The 17,812-nt window shown below is 41.5% G+C and carries 16 protein-coding genes; 6 read left to right on the top strand and 10 right to left on the bottom strand.

Features of this window, described 5'->3' with window-relative positions:
* The first annotated feature begins 38 nt into the window (after window positions 1-38).
* Window positions 39-611 (top strand): gliding motility lipoprotein GldD, encoded by a 573-nt coding sequence (gene gldD / locus HWE15_RS09120; protein ID WP_290507213.1) that lies wholly within the window; start codon window positions 39-41, stop codon window positions 609-611.
* Here gldD and HWE15_RS09115 read toward each other — a convergent pair.
* Window positions 608-2,383, bottom strand: coding sequence for a sodium:solute symporter family protein (locus HWE15_RS09115; RefSeq protein ID WP_290507212.1), 1,776 nt, complete (start codon window positions 2,381-2,383; stop codon window positions 608-610). The two genes, gldD and HWE15_RS09115, sit on opposite strands and share 4 nt — an antisense overlap.
* A 223-nt stretch (window positions 2,384-2,606) precedes the next feature.
* On the opposite strand from HWE15_RS09115, the gene HWE15_RS09110 reads away from it, so the two are divergent.
* From HWE15_RS09110 to HWE15_RS09090, 5 genes are all read left to right on the top strand, one after another.
* Window positions 2,607-3,692, top strand: coding sequence for a phosphotransferase enzyme family protein (locus HWE15_RS09110; protein WP_290507504.1), 1,086 nt, complete (start codon window positions 2,607-2,609; stop codon window positions 3,690-3,692).
* 63 nt (window positions 3,693-3,755) lie between these two features.
* Window positions 3,756-5,849 carry an ATP-dependent DNA helicase RecG gene (gene recG / locus HWE15_RS09105; protein WP_290507211.1) on the top strand — a complete coding sequence of 698 codons (2,094 nt, stop codon included), beginning with the start codon at window positions 3,756-3,758 and terminating at the stop codon, window positions 5,847-5,849.
* Between the two features lie 61 nt (window positions 5,850-5,910).
* Entirely contained in the window at window positions 5,911-7,386 is a 1,476-nt protein-coding gene (locus HWE15_RS09100; protein WP_290507210.1) for a pyridoxal-dependent decarboxylase, read from the top strand.
* A 168-nt stretch (window positions 7,387-7,554) separates the two neighbouring features.
* A complete protein-coding gene (locus tag HWE15_RS09095) occupies window positions 7,555-8,010 on the top strand; it encodes an outer membrane insertion C- signal (protein ID WP_290507209.1) in 456 nt (151 codons plus the stop codon).
* Between the two features lie 44 nt (window positions 8,011-8,054).
* Window positions 8,055-8,507 carry a YdeI/OmpD-associated family protein gene (locus tag HWE15_RS09090; RefSeq protein ID WP_290507208.1) on the top strand — a complete coding sequence of 151 codons (453 nt, stop codon included), beginning with the start codon at window positions 8,055-8,057 and terminating at the stop codon, window positions 8,505-8,507.
* Between the two features lie 37 nt (window positions 8,508-8,544).
* On the opposite strand, the gene HWE15_RS09085 is transcribed toward HWE15_RS09090, so the two are convergent.
* From HWE15_RS09085 to HWE15_RS09045, 9 genes are all read right to left on the bottom strand, one after another.
* Window positions 8,545-10,947 (bottom strand): TonB-dependent receptor, encoded by a 2,403-nt coding sequence (locus tag HWE15_RS09085; RefSeq protein WP_290507207.1) that lies wholly within the window; start codon window positions 10,945-10,947, stop codon window positions 8,545-8,547.
* A 75-nt stretch (window positions 10,948-11,022) separates the two neighbouring features.
* The gene (locus tag HWE15_RS09080; protein ID WP_290507206.1) at window positions 11,023-11,739 is read right to left on the bottom strand and encodes a fatty acid desaturase; all 717 of its coding nucleotides are present in this window, start codon (window positions 11,737-11,739) and stop codon (window positions 11,023-11,025) included.
* A 14-nt stretch (window positions 11,740-11,753) separates the two neighbouring features.
* Window positions 11,754-12,599, bottom strand: coding sequence for a 4-hydroxy-3-methylbut-2-enyl diphosphate reductase (locus tag HWE15_RS09075; RefSeq protein WP_290507205.1), 846 nt, complete (start codon window positions 12,597-12,599; stop codon window positions 11,754-11,756).
* A gap of 3 nt (window positions 12,600-12,602) precedes the next feature.
* On the bottom strand, window positions 12,603-13,313 hold the full coding sequence (locus HWE15_RS09070; RefSeq protein ID WP_290507204.1) for a lycopene cyclase domain-containing protein: 711 nt from the start codon (window positions 13,311-13,313) through the stop codon (window positions 12,603-12,605).
* Window positions 13,313-14,155 (bottom strand): phytoene/squalene synthase family protein, encoded by an 843-nt coding sequence (locus HWE15_RS09065; RefSeq protein WP_290507503.1) that lies wholly within the window; start codon window positions 14,153-14,155, stop codon window positions 13,313-13,315. Before HWE15_RS09065 ends, HWE15_RS09070 begins: the two co-directional genes overlap by 1 nt.
* 21 nt (window positions 14,156-14,176) lie before the next feature.
* Window positions 14,177-15,661 carry an NAD(P)/FAD-dependent oxidoreductase gene (locus tag HWE15_RS09060; RefSeq protein ID WP_290507203.1) on the bottom strand — a complete coding sequence of 495 codons (1,485 nt, stop codon included), beginning with the start codon at window positions 15,659-15,661 and terminating at the stop codon, window positions 14,177-14,179.
* Window positions 15,662-15,665: 4 nt separating this feature from the next.
* The gene (locus HWE15_RS09055; protein ID WP_290507202.1) at window positions 15,666-16,178 is read right to left on the bottom strand and encodes an RNA polymerase sigma factor; all 513 of its coding nucleotides are present in this window, start codon (window positions 16,176-16,178) and stop codon (window positions 15,666-15,668) included.
* A 211-nt stretch (window positions 16,179-16,389) separates the two neighbouring features.
* Entirely contained in the window at window positions 16,390-17,286 is an 897-nt protein-coding gene (locus HWE15_RS09050; protein ID WP_290507201.1) for a MerR family transcriptional regulator, read from the bottom strand.
* Window positions 17,283-17,729 carry a sterol desaturase family protein gene (locus HWE15_RS09045; RefSeq protein ID WP_290507200.1) on the bottom strand — a complete coding sequence of 149 codons (447 nt, stop codon included), beginning with the start codon at window positions 17,727-17,729 and terminating at the stop codon, window positions 17,283-17,285. Before HWE15_RS09045 ends, HWE15_RS09050 begins: the two co-directional genes overlap by 4 nt.
* Window positions 17,730-17,812 lie beyond the last annotated feature (83 nt).

The raw sequence follows: 17,812 nt of genomic DNA, 5'->3' as shown, positions 1-17,812 counted from the left end.
TCCAAAATGAAATCAAATCGAAAGGCTAATTTTATATGATGAAACGATTCCTGATTTTCTTTCTAATTGCTGGATTATTAGCAAGTTGTGAAAATACCTTTTTGCCCAAACCCAAAGGGTACAACCGAATTGACTTACCTAATCACAATTATCAAGCACTGGAAGAGGGATATCCTTACCAATTGGAATATTCAAGATTCAGTGAAATAGAACCGGATTCCTTTAACCTACAAGAAAAAGCTTGGATCAATTTGAACTATAAGGATTTTGGGGCTAAGGTGCACCTAACCTACAAAGCCATTTCTGATGAGGTAGATTTTCGAACCTTATCCAATGATGCCTTTAAGCTGACAGCCAAGCATCAAATCAAAGCCTATGGAATCGAAGAATCTGTTCTCATGACCCCAGAAGGTTATACAGGAGTAGTGGCTGAGCTATCAGGGGAAGTTCCTACACAATTTCAGTTTTTTGTTACCGACTCAACGGAACATTTCCTGCGTGGCGCCTTGTATTTCAACACTGCCATGAAAAATGACTCGTTGGCACCTGTCATAGAGTACATCAAAGTGGACATGGCCCACTTGATGAACTCATTGAAATTTGAAAACTAGCTGATATACTTCCAAGATCTGTATACAATTACCCCTCCGGCCAAAGCAACTACTGTGGCAATACTTCCTGCTAAAGCCTCTCCGTAAATCCAGAAACCCGTAGCAAAAAGGGCTGAGTAGATCATTATGGACCCAATCAGCATCAATCCAATTTCTCGTGGAAGCTGACCGGTAAACTGCTTTTCGGCGGGATAGCGATCCAACACTTTTTTCCATCCCCAAGCAGCAGGATGGACTTTTCTGTAGAAACTCAACAATACCTCATCCTTTTCAGGTCGTGTCAAGAAAGTCACCAATAACCAGCCTGCAGTGGTAATAGAAACCGAGTAAATCAATTTGAGGTAGGCTTGATTTTCCGGAATCATAATCCAGTTGACTTTCGGGTTGATAACTTCAAAGAAAATCGCGACCACGAAGGAAATCGCCATAGCAGAGATTTCCGTGAAGGCATTGATTCGCCACCAAAACCATCTTAGGATAAAGATAAGACCGGTACCTGCTCCGATCTGAAGCAAAATATTGAAAGCATCCAAAGCAGAGGATAGCGCCAAGGCCAAAAATGCTGATAAAACCATCAAACCCACCGTAGAAATTCTTCCCACAGCAACTAGTTCTTTATCCGAAGCTTCCGGCTTGATAAATCGAAGGTAAAAATCATTCACAATATAAGAAGAACCCCAATTGAGGTGGGTAGAAAGTGTGGACATCACGGCTGCAATCAGAGATGCCAAAACAATTCCCAATAGGCCTGTTGGCAGGAAGGTCAACATCGCTGAATAAGCTAAATCATCTCCTAATTTATCAACAGGGATATCGGGAAATGCGGTTTGGATATCAGAAATCGATGGGAAAACCACCAAGGAAGAAAGCGCAATGATAATCCAAGGCCAAGGTCTCAAAGCATAATGAGCAATATTGAAAAACAGGGTCGCTCCTACGGCATTGTTTTCATCCTTTGCAGAAAGCATTCGCTGCGCGATGTAACCTCCACCTCCCGGTTCGGCTCCAGGATACCAGGTAGCCCACCATTGAATGGCAATAGGAATGATAAATAATGGGATATATACATTCGGATCATCAAAATCCGGAACAAAGTCTAATTTTTCAATCACATTTTCATGAGACAGTAAGCCCTGTAAACTTCCTATTTCAGGGAGATCCAAGACGAAATAAGCCGCTCCAAAGGCTCCGATCATCGCTATGAAAAACTGAAAGAAATCGGTCAATAAAACCCCTTTTAATCCACCCAAGGAACTATAAATAACTGTCACGATCGAGGCCATCAACAAGGTCTGAATAGGACTGAGACCAAGCATGACCCCTCCGATTTTAATGGCCGCAAGGGAAACCGTAGCCATAATTACCACATTGAAAAATACCCCAAGATAAAGTGCTCGGAATGCACGCAGGAAGGCTGCTCCTTTTCCAGAATATCGAAGTTCATAAAACTCCAAATCCGTCGTGACTTCGGATCTTCGCCATAGCTTGGCGTAGACAAAAACAGTCAACATCCCTGTCAAAAGAAAAGCCCACCAAGCCCAGTTTCCACTGACCCCATTTTTTCGGACAATATCCGTTACCAAATTGGGGGTATCTGCAGAAAAGGTGGTCGCCACCATACTTACACCTAATAACCACCAAGGCATATTTCGACCTGAAAGGAAAAATTCCTTCGCCGAGGTACCTGCTTTTTTGGAAGTAAAAATTCCGATTAGCAATGAGATGACAAAGAAGGCGCCGATAATCGCCCAATCAATCGCGGTAACATTCATAGTATGAGGGATTAATCAATCATCCAATAAACAAAATTTTATTTGAATGTCTTTTCACTTTTTTAATAAATTTTAAAAACACTCTAGATATCAGCATCTATCCATTAAAACACAACTGCTATTTAAGAACCTACATGAAATCCCATGAATTTTTGAGTTACTTAGGATGGCACCAAAAGATTTTTAGTTTTCAAAACAGACCAAAATCTCCCTACTTTTGAGAATGAATCTGGATCAAATCAGCCTACTTCTCACCTATTATCCGAATCTTTTTGATTCGAATGATTTTTCAATTGAAGCCTTGGGAAATGGCTTAATTCACGAAACATGGAAAATATCCACCCCACAAAAGCAGGTAGTTTTGCAGGGCTACAATCAATCTGTATTTCCCTATCCTGAACGGATTCAGAATAATTTGGAAATTCTCTTTCAAAATCAAGTTGCCGACACGCTCCCTTTTGAATTACCCCTTCCGATTCCCAACCAAGAAGGACAACAGCTAACTGAATTTCAAGGAAAACGATGGCGGATCTTTCCTTTTGTGGCTGGTAGAACTTTGGAACAAATTCAAGCGCCAAATCAAGCTTGGTTAGCAGCTAGGGCGTTCGGAGCCTTTTCTGCAGCAGGGAAAAATTTATCCATGGAGGCTTTCCAAGAGACCATTCCCAACTTTCATCGATTGGACCTTCGGTTTGATCGTTTTCAGGAGGTAGCGAGTACTGCAACTCATTTGTCTGAGGAGGAGAAAGGGCTTTTGCATTTTTACCTCAACCAAAAACCTTTAATCGAATTCTACAAAATCCAACGAAAGCAACTTCCACTTCGATTAACCCATAGCGATACCAAAATCAACAACTTGATTTTTTCGGAAGACCTTCAACAAATAAAGGCCCTTATCGATCTCGATACCGTCATGCCGGGTTTGCTGCTTTATGATTTTGGGGATTTGGTGCGAACGGTCACATGTAGTCAACCTGAAACCAGCACTCACTGGGAGGAAATTCGTCTTCAGGAGGAAATTTTTGAGCAATTGGTAGTAGGATATTTAGAAGGGATCAAACATATGGGGAGTCCAGCAGAGTTTGAATCACTTCTGATCGGCGGAGAGGTCATGACCTGCATGATGGGACTACGTTTTTTTACCGATCACCTTCAAGGGAATGTGTATTATCGAGTAAACTATCCGGAGCAAAACCTCCATCGGGCAAAAAACCAAATGATCTTGCTACGTGATCAACAGGCAAAACGAGCAATTTTGCGGGATATTTGGGAAAAATCACTTGAAAAAGTGCAGTCCTCAGACAATTAGCTTGAAAACTTGGTAAAATTTTCCTGCCAAGAGTAAATTGCCTCTTACAAATTCATCCATCCCTTGTCTGGTTTTTTTTCCACCAAAATAGAGTTCCTCAAAGGAGTCGGTCCACAACGCGCCGAGCTGCTCAATAAAGAGCTCCAAATTTTTACCTATGGGGATTTATTACAGCATTATCCCTTTCGCTATGAGGACCGGAGCAAGTTTTATAAAATCCACCAACTCAATCCTGATTTGGAAAATGTCCAGGTCATTGCACGGGTAATGAAAATGGAAATCGTCGGTGTAGGCGGAAAAAAGCGTTTGGTAGCGCATGTAGCCGATGAAACCGGGGAAATGGAAATGACTTGGTTTAAGGGTATCCAGTGGGTTCAAAAGAAATTACCCATCGGTAGTGTCTTCATTTTCTTCGGAAAGCCTGCCCAATTCGGTCGAAAGTGGAGCATTGCCCATCCGGAAATGGAGCCCCTAAGTCACGCTTCCGAAAATCGAAACAGTTTTCAGCCGGTTTATTCAACTACTGAAAAACTAAGGTCCCGATTCCTGGATTCAAGAGGAATCTCCAAACTTATGGAGCAGCTGGTTCAAGTGAGCCTGCCTCATGTTCAGGAAACACTGCCCTTGAATATTTTAGAACAATACCAATTGATTGGAAAGAAGGAATCCTTGCGGGAAATTCACTTTCCGAGTCGTCCCGAACTTCTACAACAAGCTCGAAAGCGTTTGAAATTCGAAGAGTTTTTCTTTTTGCAATTGCGGCTACTCAAGATGAAAGTCGCTCGAACTGAGAAATTCCGGGGTCAAGTTTTGGATAACACCGCGTTGGTAACGGACTTTTACCAGAACAATATTCCTTTCGAATTGACAGGAGCCCAAAAACGAGTCATCCGGGAGTCCTACCAAGACATGAAGTCGGGCAAACAAATGAATCGACTGATTCAGGGAGATGTAGGCAGTGGAAAAACCATGGTGGCATTTATCTGTATGTTGCTTGCCATAGGATCTGGTGCACAAGCCTGCTTGATGGCACCGACAGAAATCCTAGCCAATCAGCATTATGAAGGCTTGAAGGAATATGCTGATATGATGGGCATACCCATCGCTTTATTGACTGGTTCCGTGAAAAAATCCAGCCGAAAGGTAATTCATGAGGGGTTGTTATCAGGAGAACTTAAAATCCTGATCGGCACCCACGCGCTTTTGGAGGATATAGTACAATTTCAAAATTTGGGATTGGCCATTGTGGATGAGCAGCATCGATTTGGCGTAGCCCAACGGGCAAAGTTGTGGGCAAAAAATGAGGAGTTTTATCCCCATGTCCTGGTCATGACCGCAACGCCCATTCCTCGAACTCTTGCCATGACCCTGTATGGAGATTTGGATGTTTCTGTCATTGATGAACTACCCGCAGGACGAAAACCGATTCAAACCGTCCATCGCTACGACAAAGACCGGCTGAAGGTATTTGGCTTTATCAATCAAGAAATCCAAAAAGGGCGTCAGGTATACATCGTTTATCCTTTGATCGAGGAGTCAGAAAAATTGAATTTAAAAAATCTCATGGATGGCTATGAGAGTATTGCAAGGGCTTTTCCTCAATACCCGCTAAGCATAGTCCATGGAGGCATGAAAGCCGAAGCAAAGGATTTTGAGATGCAGCGATTCGTAAAGGGAGAGACTAAAATCATGGTAGCGACTACAGTCATTGAGGTAGGCGTAAACGTACCCAATGCTTCCGTCATGATCATCGAAAATGCAGAGCGCTTTGGCCTTTCCCAATTGCATCAGTTGCGAGGCCGTGTAGGACGGGGAGCGGAGCAAAGCTATTGCATCCTGATGAGCAAGTATGAATTGTCCAAAGATTCTAGAATTCGGTTGGAAACCATGGTGCGAACCAATGATGGATTTGAAATCGCAGATGTAGATCTTCGGCTTCGAGGCCCTGGGGATCTCATGGGAACCCAACAAAGCGGGGTAACTGACTTACTGATAGCAGATTTAAGTAAGGATGCGGGACTTTTGACCTTAGCTCGGGATGCCGCACAGCAACTATTGACAGCTGATCCACATTTATCTTTACCTGAAAATCAGCCTGTTTTAAAGCAAATCCAACAACAGAAAAAAACAGCTGTCAATTGGAGCAGGATATCATAAATCCGACAGGAACGCTTGCATTCTTATCCCATTCAACCCTTTGCCAACAAAAAATTTCTACATGAACAATTCTAAAAACCTTACCCTCGACCCCCAGGATTGGGAAGCTATGCGAGAATTGGGACATCAAATGATTGATGACCTCATCGATTATTGGAAAGGAATCCGAGAAGAAAAAATTTGGAGACCGATTCCGAAAGAGATTAAGGAACGCTTGGACACACCCATTCCGGAAGATGGATTGGATCCACAAGCTGTTTACGAGGATTTCAAGAAAACCATTTTTCCTTACAACAAAGGAAATGTTCATCCTCGATTCTTTGCATGGATTCAAGGGACAGGCACCCCCATGGGAACTTTTGCAGATCTCCTAGCTTCAGGAATGAACCCAAACACCACCATTGGGGAGCACTCGGCCATGTATGTGGATCGCCAAGTGGTCAACTGGTGCAAGGAATTAATGGGCTTCCCAAGCGATGCTTCCGGAATTTTGGTAAGTGGTGGATCCATGGCCAATATAACAGCGCTCACTGTTGCCCGAAATGCCTTTGGTGAAGGAAAAATCCGTGAAAAAGGCTTACTTGGAAATGCAGAACAGTTGGTACTTTATTGCTCCACGGAGACCCATGCCTGCATCAAAAAAGCTGCTGAGATTCTGGGAATAGGGAGTGAATTTGTTCGAAATATTCCTGTAAATGAAGCCTTTGAAATGCGGTCCGACCTATTAAAGGTTCAAATTGAGGAGGATTTAAAATCAGGACTCAGCCCCTTTGCAATTGTTGGAACTGCCGGAACTGTCAATACAGGAGCTATCGATCCCTTGGACGATTTGTCGGAAATTGCCCGATCCTATGGTTTATGGTTTCATGTGGATGGCGCCTATGGTGCCTTGGCGAAATTAGACCCCGTTTATTCCGATCGATTAAAAGCCATAGAAGAAGCAGATAGCTTGGCATTCGACCTCCACAAGTGGCTATATGTACCTTATGAAGTAGGATGTACCCTCATTCGGGATGCCAAAAAGCATCGGGATGCCTTTGCATACACACCAAACTATCTTCTTCAGGAAAGTCGGGGTTTGTCAGGAGGGCTGGACTCCATCAATCACTATGGGTTCGAACTTTCCCGGGGTTTTAAAGCCCTAAAAATATGGATGTCAATCAAAGAACATGGGAGAGAAAAGTATGCCCAAATGATTGCACAAAACAACCGACAGGCAGAATACCTAACCCAGTTGGTTCTGGAGAATCCCTATTTGGAACTCATGGCTCCTACTTCCATGAGTATTACCTGCTTCCGAATGTCTCCACCCAATTTTACGGAGGAACAAATTCGAGATCTCAATCGGGAGATATTAGTTCGACTTCAAGAGGAAGGCATCGCTTCTCCTAGTTCTACTATATTAAATGGAAAATTCACACTTAGAGTGGCTAATGTAAATCAACGCACCCGATTTGAGGATATGGATTTGCTAGTGAAAGAAATTTTAAGGATTGGTTTCGAGATTCAAAAAATACCTGGGCAAATGGCCAAGTAAAAGCAACATCTATGTCAATAATTTTTACCTTTATCTAAAGCCTTAAAGTAGGACTTGGATTAATTTAATAGGTACTATCTGATCCTCCTCACCAATAAAAATCAAAAATTGGTGCGATTTTGGCAGCTAATACTGGTCGAAATGAGAACCATCTAACTCTAATTTTATATGAAAAAACTACAATTACTTTCAATCTTCTTTTTTCTGACTCTTTTTGTCAGTGTAGAAGCCTACTCTCAGGAAGTAGGTATCCGATTCGGAAATTTCTCAGGAAATAATGTTGCTGTTGACGGAGTATTTGCTTTAGGAGAATTTTCCAGAATCCATGCTGACGTCAGCTTCGGCGGTGGAGGTGTAGGGATCGATGCATTGTGGAATCCGATTTTCAAACCTGTGGGCAGCAGCGATTTTAATTGGTATGCTGGTTTTGGTCCTTCTTTGTTTCTTGGTGATCCATTTACCTTAGGAGCAGCAGGTGAAATCGGGATTGAATATGCATTTGCGGATGTGCCCATCACCATCGGTGCAGATTACAGACCGGTATTCGTTATCGTAGAAAATACCCGATTCGTGGGAGATGGATTTGGATTTAACGTCAGATGGCGATTTGGACCGAATGATTAAGATTTAAAAATTTGATAGCAGGGCAATTTTGTCCTGCTTTTTTTATGAAAAAAATTTTTGAAGGAACGATTTACCTGGAAAAATTCTTAGGAATAGGAGGTTGGACCTATGCCCAAATACCCCTTTCGTTTGAAAAGAAAGGCTATTACTTTGGAATGCACATGGTCTCCGGAAAAATCGATGAGTTTCCCTTTGAAAAAAAGCATCTAATGCCCAAAGGTGATGGACAGGTTTTTCTTCCTATTTCCAAACCTATCCGAAAAGCCATTGGCAAAGAGGCAGGAGATCCCATCCATTTACTTCTGGTAATTCCCAAAGATCCTACAAAGGCTCCAGCAGAATTAATCGAATGTCTAAAAGACTATCCTGGGAAGTTAGAAACGTTTTTTGCCTTAGAGATAAAGGAAAAATCTGACTGGCTAGCCTTTATCTACGCTGCAAAATCAGAAAATCAAAAAGCCGAAAGAATCATCCAATTGTTGGATAAGCTTTCCTGAAGCCCCCACCAAATAAGAAAGATTCTTCCGGCAATTATTAAAATTCTACGATTATCCCGACAGTTGGAAGAATCGTTCCTGCTGTATTCTTAATCTCTTTCAACTGATAACGGGAAGGATCATTTGGGTCAATCAGAATTTGCCCTGCATCATCGCGTACAGGAACCAATAATGGGGCCTGTAGAGCCTCAAAATTATAGGCATTCTGAATGTCCAGATACCAGTTCAAATTCCAGTTTTTGAAATAGTATTTTTTGTCTATGCGAAGATCCAGCTGATGAAAGGCAGGCAGGCGCTCCTCATTGATCCGATCATAATCCAAAACAGCTTGATTTCTCAAATCCCAATTGCTGATCAAGGAAGATTCTTCATAATCATAAGGGGTATACGGTGTTCCCCCTAAATACCGCCAACGTGCTCCGATTTCCCAGTTTCTGGAAAACCTTTTTCCCGCAGTCAAACTCACAATCACCCGATTATCCCAGGAGGAAGGAATAAACCCGTCCGTATTCGGGTTGGTAAATTCGCTTCGAACTAAGGTTAATGCTGCAATTCCATAAAAATCCTGGAATAAGCGCTGTTGCGCTAAAAACTCCAAACCATAGGCTCTTCCCTCTGAATTGGAAACCACAGGCTCATTTCCAATTACCCCAAAATCAGCTCCTAAGTTTGCCAATGAGATTCCATTTCGGATCGAGGAGGGATAGTTGGAATATTTTTTATAGAATCCTTCCACTGTAAAGCGGCGGTTTTTCTCAGGCTTCAGTAACTCAAACCCGGCAATAAACTGTGTATTCCTGATAAAACGAACGTCATTTTCCTGGTTCAACAAATTTCCCTCATTGTCTCGATACCCAAGAACCGTGTAAGGAGGTCTTTGGTAATAAATCCCAGAGTTGGCAGTCAAAAATAAATTTGGCTTCAACTGATAGGAAACAGAAAACCGAGGGCTTATTTGATTGAGGGGGTTTTGGGCTGTAGATCCAAAATCTGCCCCATCCATTCGAATTCCACCCGTCAACAACAAGCGTTCATTATCCAAGGTGCGGCTTCCGGAAATAAAGGCTCCGTACGAGCTAAAATTGGAAGTGGCTTGTACATCAATTACCTCTCCAATGCCAGCAAGAGTCGCCCGATCAAAATTATCAATTAAGTATCGGGAATATTCGTAGTTGACCCCATACTTCAACGTGTAACCGGCCCCAAAAATGGAATTTTCTGCCCTGAATTTATTTTCCGATTCTTGGGATAAGTAATCAAACAATAAATTATCCTCATTGCTCGCGTCATTATTGGCGTATTTGTAGGAATGATTATTCAGCATATTCCTACTGAGCACGAAAGTCCAAAAGCCATTATCGCGATAGCGTTTGAGCTTTAATCCCGTAGTATAATTCCATTGCTCCTGAATGGGTAAAACATCCAATAAATAGAGCCTATTTTCACGTTCTTCTTCCGTCTCATCATCTGGAATATCTTGATTGAGAACAAAGTTGTCAATCGCACCAACTCCCAAGAATGTCAATTCAGTTTTGTCATTAAGCTTGGTGGTTGTCTTAAGCTGAAAATCATTGAATGTTGGTAGAAAAGGAAGACCAAGCAGCCTGAAAAGTCCTTGCAAATAAGAACGGCGGGCAGACAATAAATAGGTAGTATTCTCACCAATAGGCCCTTCGTTAGACAGGGTCAATTCAGAAGCACCCAAGGTCAACTGGGTGAACATTTGATCGCGGCGTCCTTCTTTAAGCTGAATTTCAAAAAACGAACTCAATGAATTCATCCGGTTAGCAGGAAATCCTCCTGTAATCACATCCACATTTTTGATCAGATTTACATTCAAAATCCCCACTGGACCTCCAGAAGAACCTTGAGTTGCGAAGTGATTGATGACTGGAACTTCGATTTCGTCAATGAAAAATTTATTCTCGTTGGGAGCCCCACCACGAATCAAAATGTCATTCCGAAAGCTAGGCGTACTTGCTACTCCCGGCAATGCCTGAATAACCCGCGAAATATCACGATTTCCTCCAGGATAACGTTCAATTTCATTGGTATTCAATCGCCTTACGGAAAGAGGCGTTTCTTCTGAACGTGAAAACTCAGAGCTTACCACTACCTCATTTAGCTCAGATGCATCCTCCAATAATTCAAAATCAAGCTGAACCGCCTTCGCTTGGGTAATTTGAATCTCGTACTTGGTGGATGTTTTATAGCCTACAAAGCTTGCTCGCACGTTGTACAACCCTGGAGGAATTCCTTGGATTTCATAGTTCCCATCTTCATCAGAAATTGCTCCCAAATCAGTCTCCAAGATCAAAATATTGGCATACGCAATGGGCTCATTATTCACGGGATTATATATCCTTCCCCGGATAATTCCCTGCCCAAAAAGCTGCAAAGACAAAAAGACCAGAATCAGTGAAAGTAGTTTTGATTTCATAGTTGGTTTTTCAATTACTATGAAAATCAAATTCGCCTAGGATAGTTTCAGAAAATCAGAAGATTTTGACATAAATCATCGAAAATCGGCCGTTTGTTGCTCCTTGACCCGCCAAAGTCTCCACCATGGCGTACCGGGAGAATCATGATGCTCGTAATGATATCCGAAAAAGTAACAGCTCAAGAAGGCCCACATGTGGTTTTTAGGCTGGGATTTGGAATGGTGAATGTTGTCGCTTTCCCCCCGATGAGGAAGATAGGTTCCAAAATAAAACAACTGAAGCGTAGAAAGAACCGCTGGCAGCATCCAAAAAACGATAAGATTTTCCGTGGGAAGAAAAAGCTTTAGAATATTAAAAGTGACCGCCATCAGTAAGATCTGCCAAAGATTGACATATTGACGAATAAAGGAGAAATACCAAATGAAGAAATTCCCAGAAGGGTGATAATCCGGATCCTGATCTGTAGCCACATGTCGGTGATGCTCATGATGCTTTGGAAATAATTTCCAATAGAAATTATAAGAAAAAAGGATGGCAGCGATCCAGCCTGTCAAATGATTAAGTCGCTTATTACTCGATACTACTCCATGCATGGCATCATGGGCTGTGATAAAAAGCCCTGTGTATAAATGCATTTGAATAAGTATTCCCAAATAGGTCAGTGGGCTTTTCCAATTGATTTCAACTTGCAACAAAAAAATCAGACTGGCCGCCCACAGCAAAATTATACCCCAACCGATGAGGAGTCCCTGCGGATCAACTTTTTTGTAAATTTTTCGAATTTGAGCCATAAAGGCCTTCCGATTTAGAAAGTGAGGATACGTTCCCGAACTTGCTCCATCAACCACATAGGTGTTGAGGTAGCTCCACAAATGCCCACCGAATCATTTTGATTAAACCAAGATTCTTCAATCTGATCTGGATTGGAAACAAAGTAGGTGTTCGGGTTTTTTTCTTTACAGACATTATACAGAACCTTCCCATTTGAGGATTTTGTTCCGCTGACGAATACAATTTTGTTGTATTTATCTGCAAATTCCCGGAGTTCCTTGTCTCGATTGGATACTTGACGACAGATGGTATCATTGGTATTTACCGTAATCCCATTTTCCCGAAGCACTTGATTAATCTCATAGAATTTGTCGGTACTCTTGGTCGTTTGACTGTAAAGCGTCAAATTTTTAGGAAGGGAAGGAATATCCAACTCTGAAATATCCTGAAAAACAACAGCTTTATTATTCGTCTGTCCCAAAAGCCCAATAACCTCCGCATGTCCATGTTTTCCATAGATATAGATCGTCTCATCCTTATCAAAGGAATTTTTGATACGATTCTGAAGCTTTAAAACAACCGGACAGGAAGCGTCAATTAACGTAAGGTTATTCTGTATGGATAGCTCGTAGGTAGAGGGTGGCTCACCATGAGCTCGAATCAAAACCTTTTCATTGGTAAGTTGCTTGAGTTCTTGATGGTCGATGATTCGTAGGCCCTTTCGGGTAAGTCGACTTACCTCCTCATCATTGTGGACAATATCTCCCAAGCAGTAGAGATATCCCTGTTCATCCAAAATCTCCTCTGCCATTTCAATGGCATAGACCACCCCGAAACAGAATCCTGAGTGTTGGTCGATTTCTACATGGAGATTTTTCATAGCCTATAAACTTTTGACAGAATGAATTGTTTTTGCTCCACGAATAGCTTCAAAGAAACTAACATTCATCAGGAGCAGGGTCATCGAATAAATACTATCCTCAATCGGAACGGTCCAAATACGGATTCCCAAATTCTCCGCATTGTTGTAAATCACGACCGGTTCTTCGGTTAAACCTCCTGTCAGAATTCCATTACACAGAAAGAAGGGAATCAAATGCACAAAATAAGCAAAGAGAAATTTACCCAAATACTTATCGTTAAATAGCAGAAAATGAGTCAATAAGGCAATACCTCCCACCAAAAAATTGACAGAAGTATACCATTTGTCTAAATGCAAAAGCGCGAATCCTATCAGAAAAGGGACCATAATGTAGACGAAAGGCTTGCCCCAATCCCGAAAAGGATCTTTGGGAAAAAAATAGATCAATACTTCATATATAAATAGACAGGCAAAGGGAATAACAAAGAAGAAAAGCCATTCCTCCACCGGAAGATTCAAAAGGTACAAACCGGAAATGTAGGTTGGGTTAAATTCCCATACACCAATATCTGTAAACCAAACATCCCAAATGATAAAAAAGGCTGCCGTAATAACCATCCCCGGCAGCATCTGCCCCCATTTGGTAGCATAGCGAATTCGATGCTCAAAGGATTGTGCCAAAGGATAGGATATGGCAAAAAGTAAGACGCCGAAATACAGGTACTTTTCCATCAGCTGATTCCCAATTTGGTTCCAAAATAGGTTCCTACCAATAAGGAAAGTTTTTGTGAGTTTGGAATACGGATTCTTCGCTGGGTGATGGTTTCTGCAGGAAGGCCCTTGATCTTGTCAAATAATTTTTGGTAATACAGATAGGCCACTTTTACACCCAATTTGGCTCCTTCAGGCAAAGCCTCGATGCCTACCAAGGCATCATCGAAATCCTGTTGGATGTCTTTTTCGATTTCCTCCTTTACAATGCTATCGAATAGTTTGAAGTCCACCCCAGGGAAATAAACGCGACCACGTTCTTCGTAATCACTCTTTAAATCCCGAAGAAAATTCACCTTTTGGAAAGCGGCTCCCAGCTTACAGGCAGGTTCTTTCAATCGCTCATAATATGCTGTATCGTTTCCACAAAAGACCTTGAGACACATGAGGCCTACTACTTCGGCTGAACCATAAATATATTCCTTGTATCGGGAGTCATTGTAGGTTTTGAAATCAAGGTCCATTTCCATGCTGTGCAGGAAAGCCTCGATTAGATCTAAGCCGATTTCATATTCATTGACAATCAGCTGAAATGCATGTAAAACAGGATTAAGGGAAATTTTCCTTTCAATCGCTTCATAGGTATCAGCCTTGAATCGTTCCAAAAGACCAGCTTTATCCTGATCATGAAAGGTATCTACGATTTCGTCAGCATAGCGAACGAATCCATAAATCGCATAAATCGGCAAATGAAACTTTTTATCCAAGGTTTTGATGCCCAGGGTAAAGCTTGTGCTGTAGCGTTGTGTAATCAAACGACTACACTCTAGGGTAGTTTGGTCAAAAAGTTTTTTAGCATCCATTGCCATAATATACCCATTTATTTACAGATTGTTTTCTTTGATCACTTCCCGAGCAACGACTCCTCCTGAAATCAAGGAGGGTGGTACGCCGGGACCGGGAACGGTTAACTGGCCTGTGTAATACAAATTTCTAACCTTTTTGTTTTTCAAAGACGGCTTCAAAATAGCCGTTTGCAACAAGGTATTTGCCAGTCCATACGCATTTCCCTTGAATGCATGGTAGTCTGATTTGAAATCTGAATGCGCATAGGAACGTTTGTAGATAATGTGAGACCGGATTTCTTGTCCCGTAATCTCTTCCAAACGATCCATGATAATGTCAAAATACTTTTCCCGCATCTCTTCACCATCTTCCAAATCCGGTGCTAAAGGAACTAGCAGGAACATATTTTCTTTCCCCTCGGGAGCTACCGTTGGATCAGTCATTGAAGGAACCGATGCATAAAAGAGCGGTTTTTCAGGCCATCTCGGATTTTTATAAATCGCATCAGCATGTGGCCCTAGTGGCTCATCAAAAAACAAATTATGATGGCGTAGATTTTTTAATTTTTTATCAATTCCCAAATAGAAAAGCAAACTGGAAGGGGCCATCACACGCTTGTCCCAATAGTCATCTGAATAGTTGCTGTATTTAGGGTTGACGAGGTGTTTATCCACATGATGGTAATCTGCTCCCGCTACGATGACATCCGCCTCAATTTTTTCACCTGAAACCAGGCGAACCCATTTTGCCAAGCCGTTTTCAATTTCGATTTCCTCCACTTCAGCATCTAAGCGGATCTCTACACCCTTTTCTTCTGCTAGAGCCACCATTCCTTTGATAATCTCATGCATTCCTTTTTTGGGATACCAAGTTCCCAAAGCGATATCAGCATAGTTCATCAAGGAATAAAGTGCAGGAATATTTTCAGCGGTCTCTCCTAGGAACAAAACCGGAAATTCCATCAAGCGGATAATTTCCTCAGACTTAAAAAATTTCCGTATATGCTTCGCCATGGATTGGAATATGTCCATCCGAACCACATCCACCAATAAACCAGGGGAAGCGAATTCCAAAAGGGAACGGCTTGGCTTTTCGACCAAATCATGAATTCCAACCTCGTATTTGTATTTGGCTTGTTCTAAAAATTTATCGAGTTGCTTTCCAGCACCGGGTTCCAACTGATCCAACATGGATTTAAATTCATCCAAATTGGCCGGAATATCTAAAATTCGGTCTTTGCCGTAGACCACCGCATAGGAAGGATCCAATCGGACCAAATCGTAGTAATCCGAAGGCTTTTTCCCAAACTTGGCAAAATAGTCTTCAAATACATCCGGCATCCAATACCAACTGGGCCCCATGTCAAAAACAAACCCCTGGTGCTCGAACTTTCGGGCTCGACCACCGGGGGTACTGTTTTTTTCTAAAAGGGTGATTTTACAACTACTATCCTCTGCTAGATGGGTGGCTGCCGATAGTCCGGCAAAACCAGAACCGATCACCACCACATGTTTTTGATTCATAGGATCAATTTTTGTGTCTGTACACTACCAAATCCTCCTTGAGTAGCTTTCTGGCAATATGAATCCTATTTTTGACAGTTCCAATTGGAATTTGAAGCTTGTCTGCAATTTCATGATACTTAAAACCTCGGTAATGCATCATGAAAGGAGTTTTATAAACATCGTCTAGTCTTTCGATTGCCTCGGTAATGTCATCCATTGTAAAATTACCATAGGCATCATTCTCGATTAATGAATCACTGGAATTGATATAGTGAAGGTTGTCTGTCGTATCGACAAATGTCCCACGTCGAACCATTCGCTGATAATTCGTGATGAAGGTATTCTTCATAATGGTATACAACCAAGCTTTCAAGTTGGTACCCTCCGTAAATTTATCTCGATTGGTGAACGCCTTTACCATAGTATCCTGGAGAAGGTCGTTGGCATCATCCATATCCCGGGTCAACTTCAGCGCAAAAGGCTTCAGTGTACTGGACAATTTGTTTAGTGAGTAACTGAATTCTAGAGTTGTCATGGCCGTAGCGATTTTTTGTTTAACCAAATGTAGGAATGATTAAACAAAATGAAAACATTTTGTCTAATTTTTTTCTCTTTTTCTTAAACAAAATAAATCTGAGGCTCTATTAATCCAGCTAAATGGAGATTCTGGAGGATAAATGGCAAAAAAAAGGCGGTTTTTGGAAACCGCCTTTTGTTTAAGTTTTTGTTAAATTAATTAGACCAATCTATTTTTCCTGTGGAACCCGGTCTATTTCCTCCAAGAGATCCTTGACATCTCGGATATAATTAAGCTGTTCGACGTTTGCTGGAAGCTTCAAATCCTGCCCAATCACCTGATAACCAGAAATCAGGATTTTTGCATCTTTAAATCGATCAGCCAATGCATTAACGTATTCTTGAACGTATTCTGAGCTTGGAGAGGTGGTCACGACAGTCATCAAATAATCCGGTTGATGCAACTTATAAACAGCCAATAAATCATCATTGGGAGTGCTTTGTCCCAAATACACAACTTTATGCCCTTTACTTTTAATCAAGTAAGAAGCAAAAAGAATGGATATCTCGTGCAATTCACCTTCTGGAAGAAACAACAAGAATTTCTTTCCTCCACCATTTGAAAGCTGGCCGTCAATCGCCACAATGAGCTTCTGCCGTACCAAATTGGAAATAAAATGTTCCTGGGCAGGGTTTATCGCACCGGTCTGCCACAGTACCCCTATCTTTGACATAAAGGGATAAATGATATTAAGCATGGTCTGCTCAAATCCAAGCTTGAGAATATTGGAGGACAAAATTTTATCAAATCGCTCCTCGTCCATTTCAATCATGCAGATGGTCAAAGCATGAATTTGATCGTCATGAGTAAGAGAACGCTCTGTTAACTTCATGACTTCTTCCCGAAGTTCGCGCTCTTCCATGGATGCGATTTTGCTGATCTTGAAACCATTGTCATTCAACAAGGCTACATTCAAAATCAATTTTAAATCCGCATCATCATAATAGCGAATATTCGTGTCAGTTCGTTTCGGGCTCAAAAGGTTATAGCGCTGCTCCCAAATCCGCAAGGTGTGCGCTTTGATACCAGAAAGTTGTTCTAAATCCTTAATCGAATAAGTACTCACTGCTTTTTGTTTTTAAAGAATTCCTTGGGAACAATAAAAAGGCCAAATGAAACGGCATCATCTTTTTTATTGGTCCGATGATGTGCTTGGTGGGCCCGGAAAATTCCTTTCAAAAAGGCATTTTTTGGGCGATCAAACCATTTTAATCTCCGATGAACTAAAACATCATGAAGAAAGAAATACGAAATGCCATAAAGGCTGATTCCCATTCCTATCCAAAATCGATAGTCCATGCTTTCCATTCCTAGGAAAATCAATACTACTGCGACTGTACCAAACCCTAAGGAAAACAAATCATTCAACTCAAAGAATGACTTGGAAGGTTGATGGTGCGTCTTGTGGATCATCCACAAAGGTCCATGCATGATATACTTGTGAATGAACCATCCCGCAAGTTCCATCAAAAGAAAACCTAAGAATGTAAACCCAATAGCTTCCAACATGACGTTAATAACTGATAGACTTCACCTTATGTTTAATCTTACAAAAGGCTTTTGTGTTTTGAATTTGTATAAGAAAATTTCAT

It is taken from the genome of Algoriphagus sp. (assembly GCF_013373065.1).
Lineage (GTDB): Bacteria > Bacteroidota > Bacteroidia > Cytophagales > Cyclobacteriaceae > Algoriphagus.
The sequence above is the reverse complement of the archived record's forward strand: the minus strand, read 5'-3'. Positions and strand labels throughout refer to the sequence as shown.

What these genes read in the sequence shown, in the direction of transcription:
- gldD (WP_290507213.1), top strand. Translation starts at nt 39, where the DNA reads ATGAAACGATTCCTGATTTTCTTTCTAATTGCTGGATTATTAGCAAGT.
- HWE15_RS09115 (WP_290507212.1), bottom strand. Translation starts at nt 2,383, where the DNA reads ATGAATGTTACCGCGATTGATTGGGCGATTATCGGCGCCTTCTTTGTC.
- HWE15_RS09110 (WP_290507504.1), top strand. Translation starts at nt 2,607, where the DNA reads ATGAATCTGGATCAAATCAGCCTACTTCTCACCTATTATCCGAATCTT.
- HWE15_RS09100 (WP_290507210.1), top strand. Translation starts at nt 5,911, where the DNA reads ATGAACAATTCTAAAAACCTTACCCTCGACCCCCAGGATTGGGAAGCT.
- HWE15_RS09095 (WP_290507209.1), top strand. Translation starts at nt 7,555, where the DNA reads ATGAAAAAACTACAATTACTTTCAATCTTCTTTTTTCTGACTCTTTTT.
- HWE15_RS09090 (WP_290507208.1), top strand. Translation starts at nt 8,055, where the DNA reads ATGAAAAAAATTTTTGAAGGAACGATTTACCTGGAAAAATTCTTAGGA.
- HWE15_RS09085 (WP_290507207.1), bottom strand. Translation starts at nt 10,947, where the DNA reads ATGAAATCAAAACTACTTTCACTGATTCTGGTCTTTTTGTCTTTGCAG.
- HWE15_RS09080 (WP_290507206.1), bottom strand. Translation starts at nt 11,739, where the DNA reads ATGGCTCAAATTCGAAAAATTTACAAAAAAGTTGATCCGCAGGGACTC.
- HWE15_RS09075 (WP_290507205.1), bottom strand. Translation starts at nt 12,599, where the DNA reads ATGAAAAATCTCCATGTAGAAATCGACCAACACTCAGGATTCTGTTTC.
- HWE15_RS09070 (WP_290507204.1), bottom strand. Translation starts at nt 13,313, where the DNA reads ATGGAAAAGTACCTGTATTTCGGCGTCTTACTTTTTGCCATATCCTAT.
- HWE15_RS09065 (WP_290507503.1), bottom strand. Translation starts at nt 14,155, where the DNA reads ATGGATGCTAAAAAACTTTTTGACCAAACTACCCTAGAGTGTAGTCGT.
- HWE15_RS09060 (WP_290507203.1), bottom strand. Translation starts at nt 15,661, where the DNA reads ATGAATCAAAAACATGTGGTGGTGATCGGTTCTGGTTTTGCCGGACTA.
- HWE15_RS09055 (WP_290507202.1), bottom strand. Translation starts at nt 16,178, where the DNA reads ATGACAACTCTAGAATTCAGTTACTCACTAAACAAATTGTCCAGTACA.
- HWE15_RS09045 (WP_290507200.1), bottom strand. Translation starts at nt 17,729, where the DNA reads ATGTTGGAAGCTATTGGGTTTACATTCTTAGGTTTTCTTTTGATGGAA.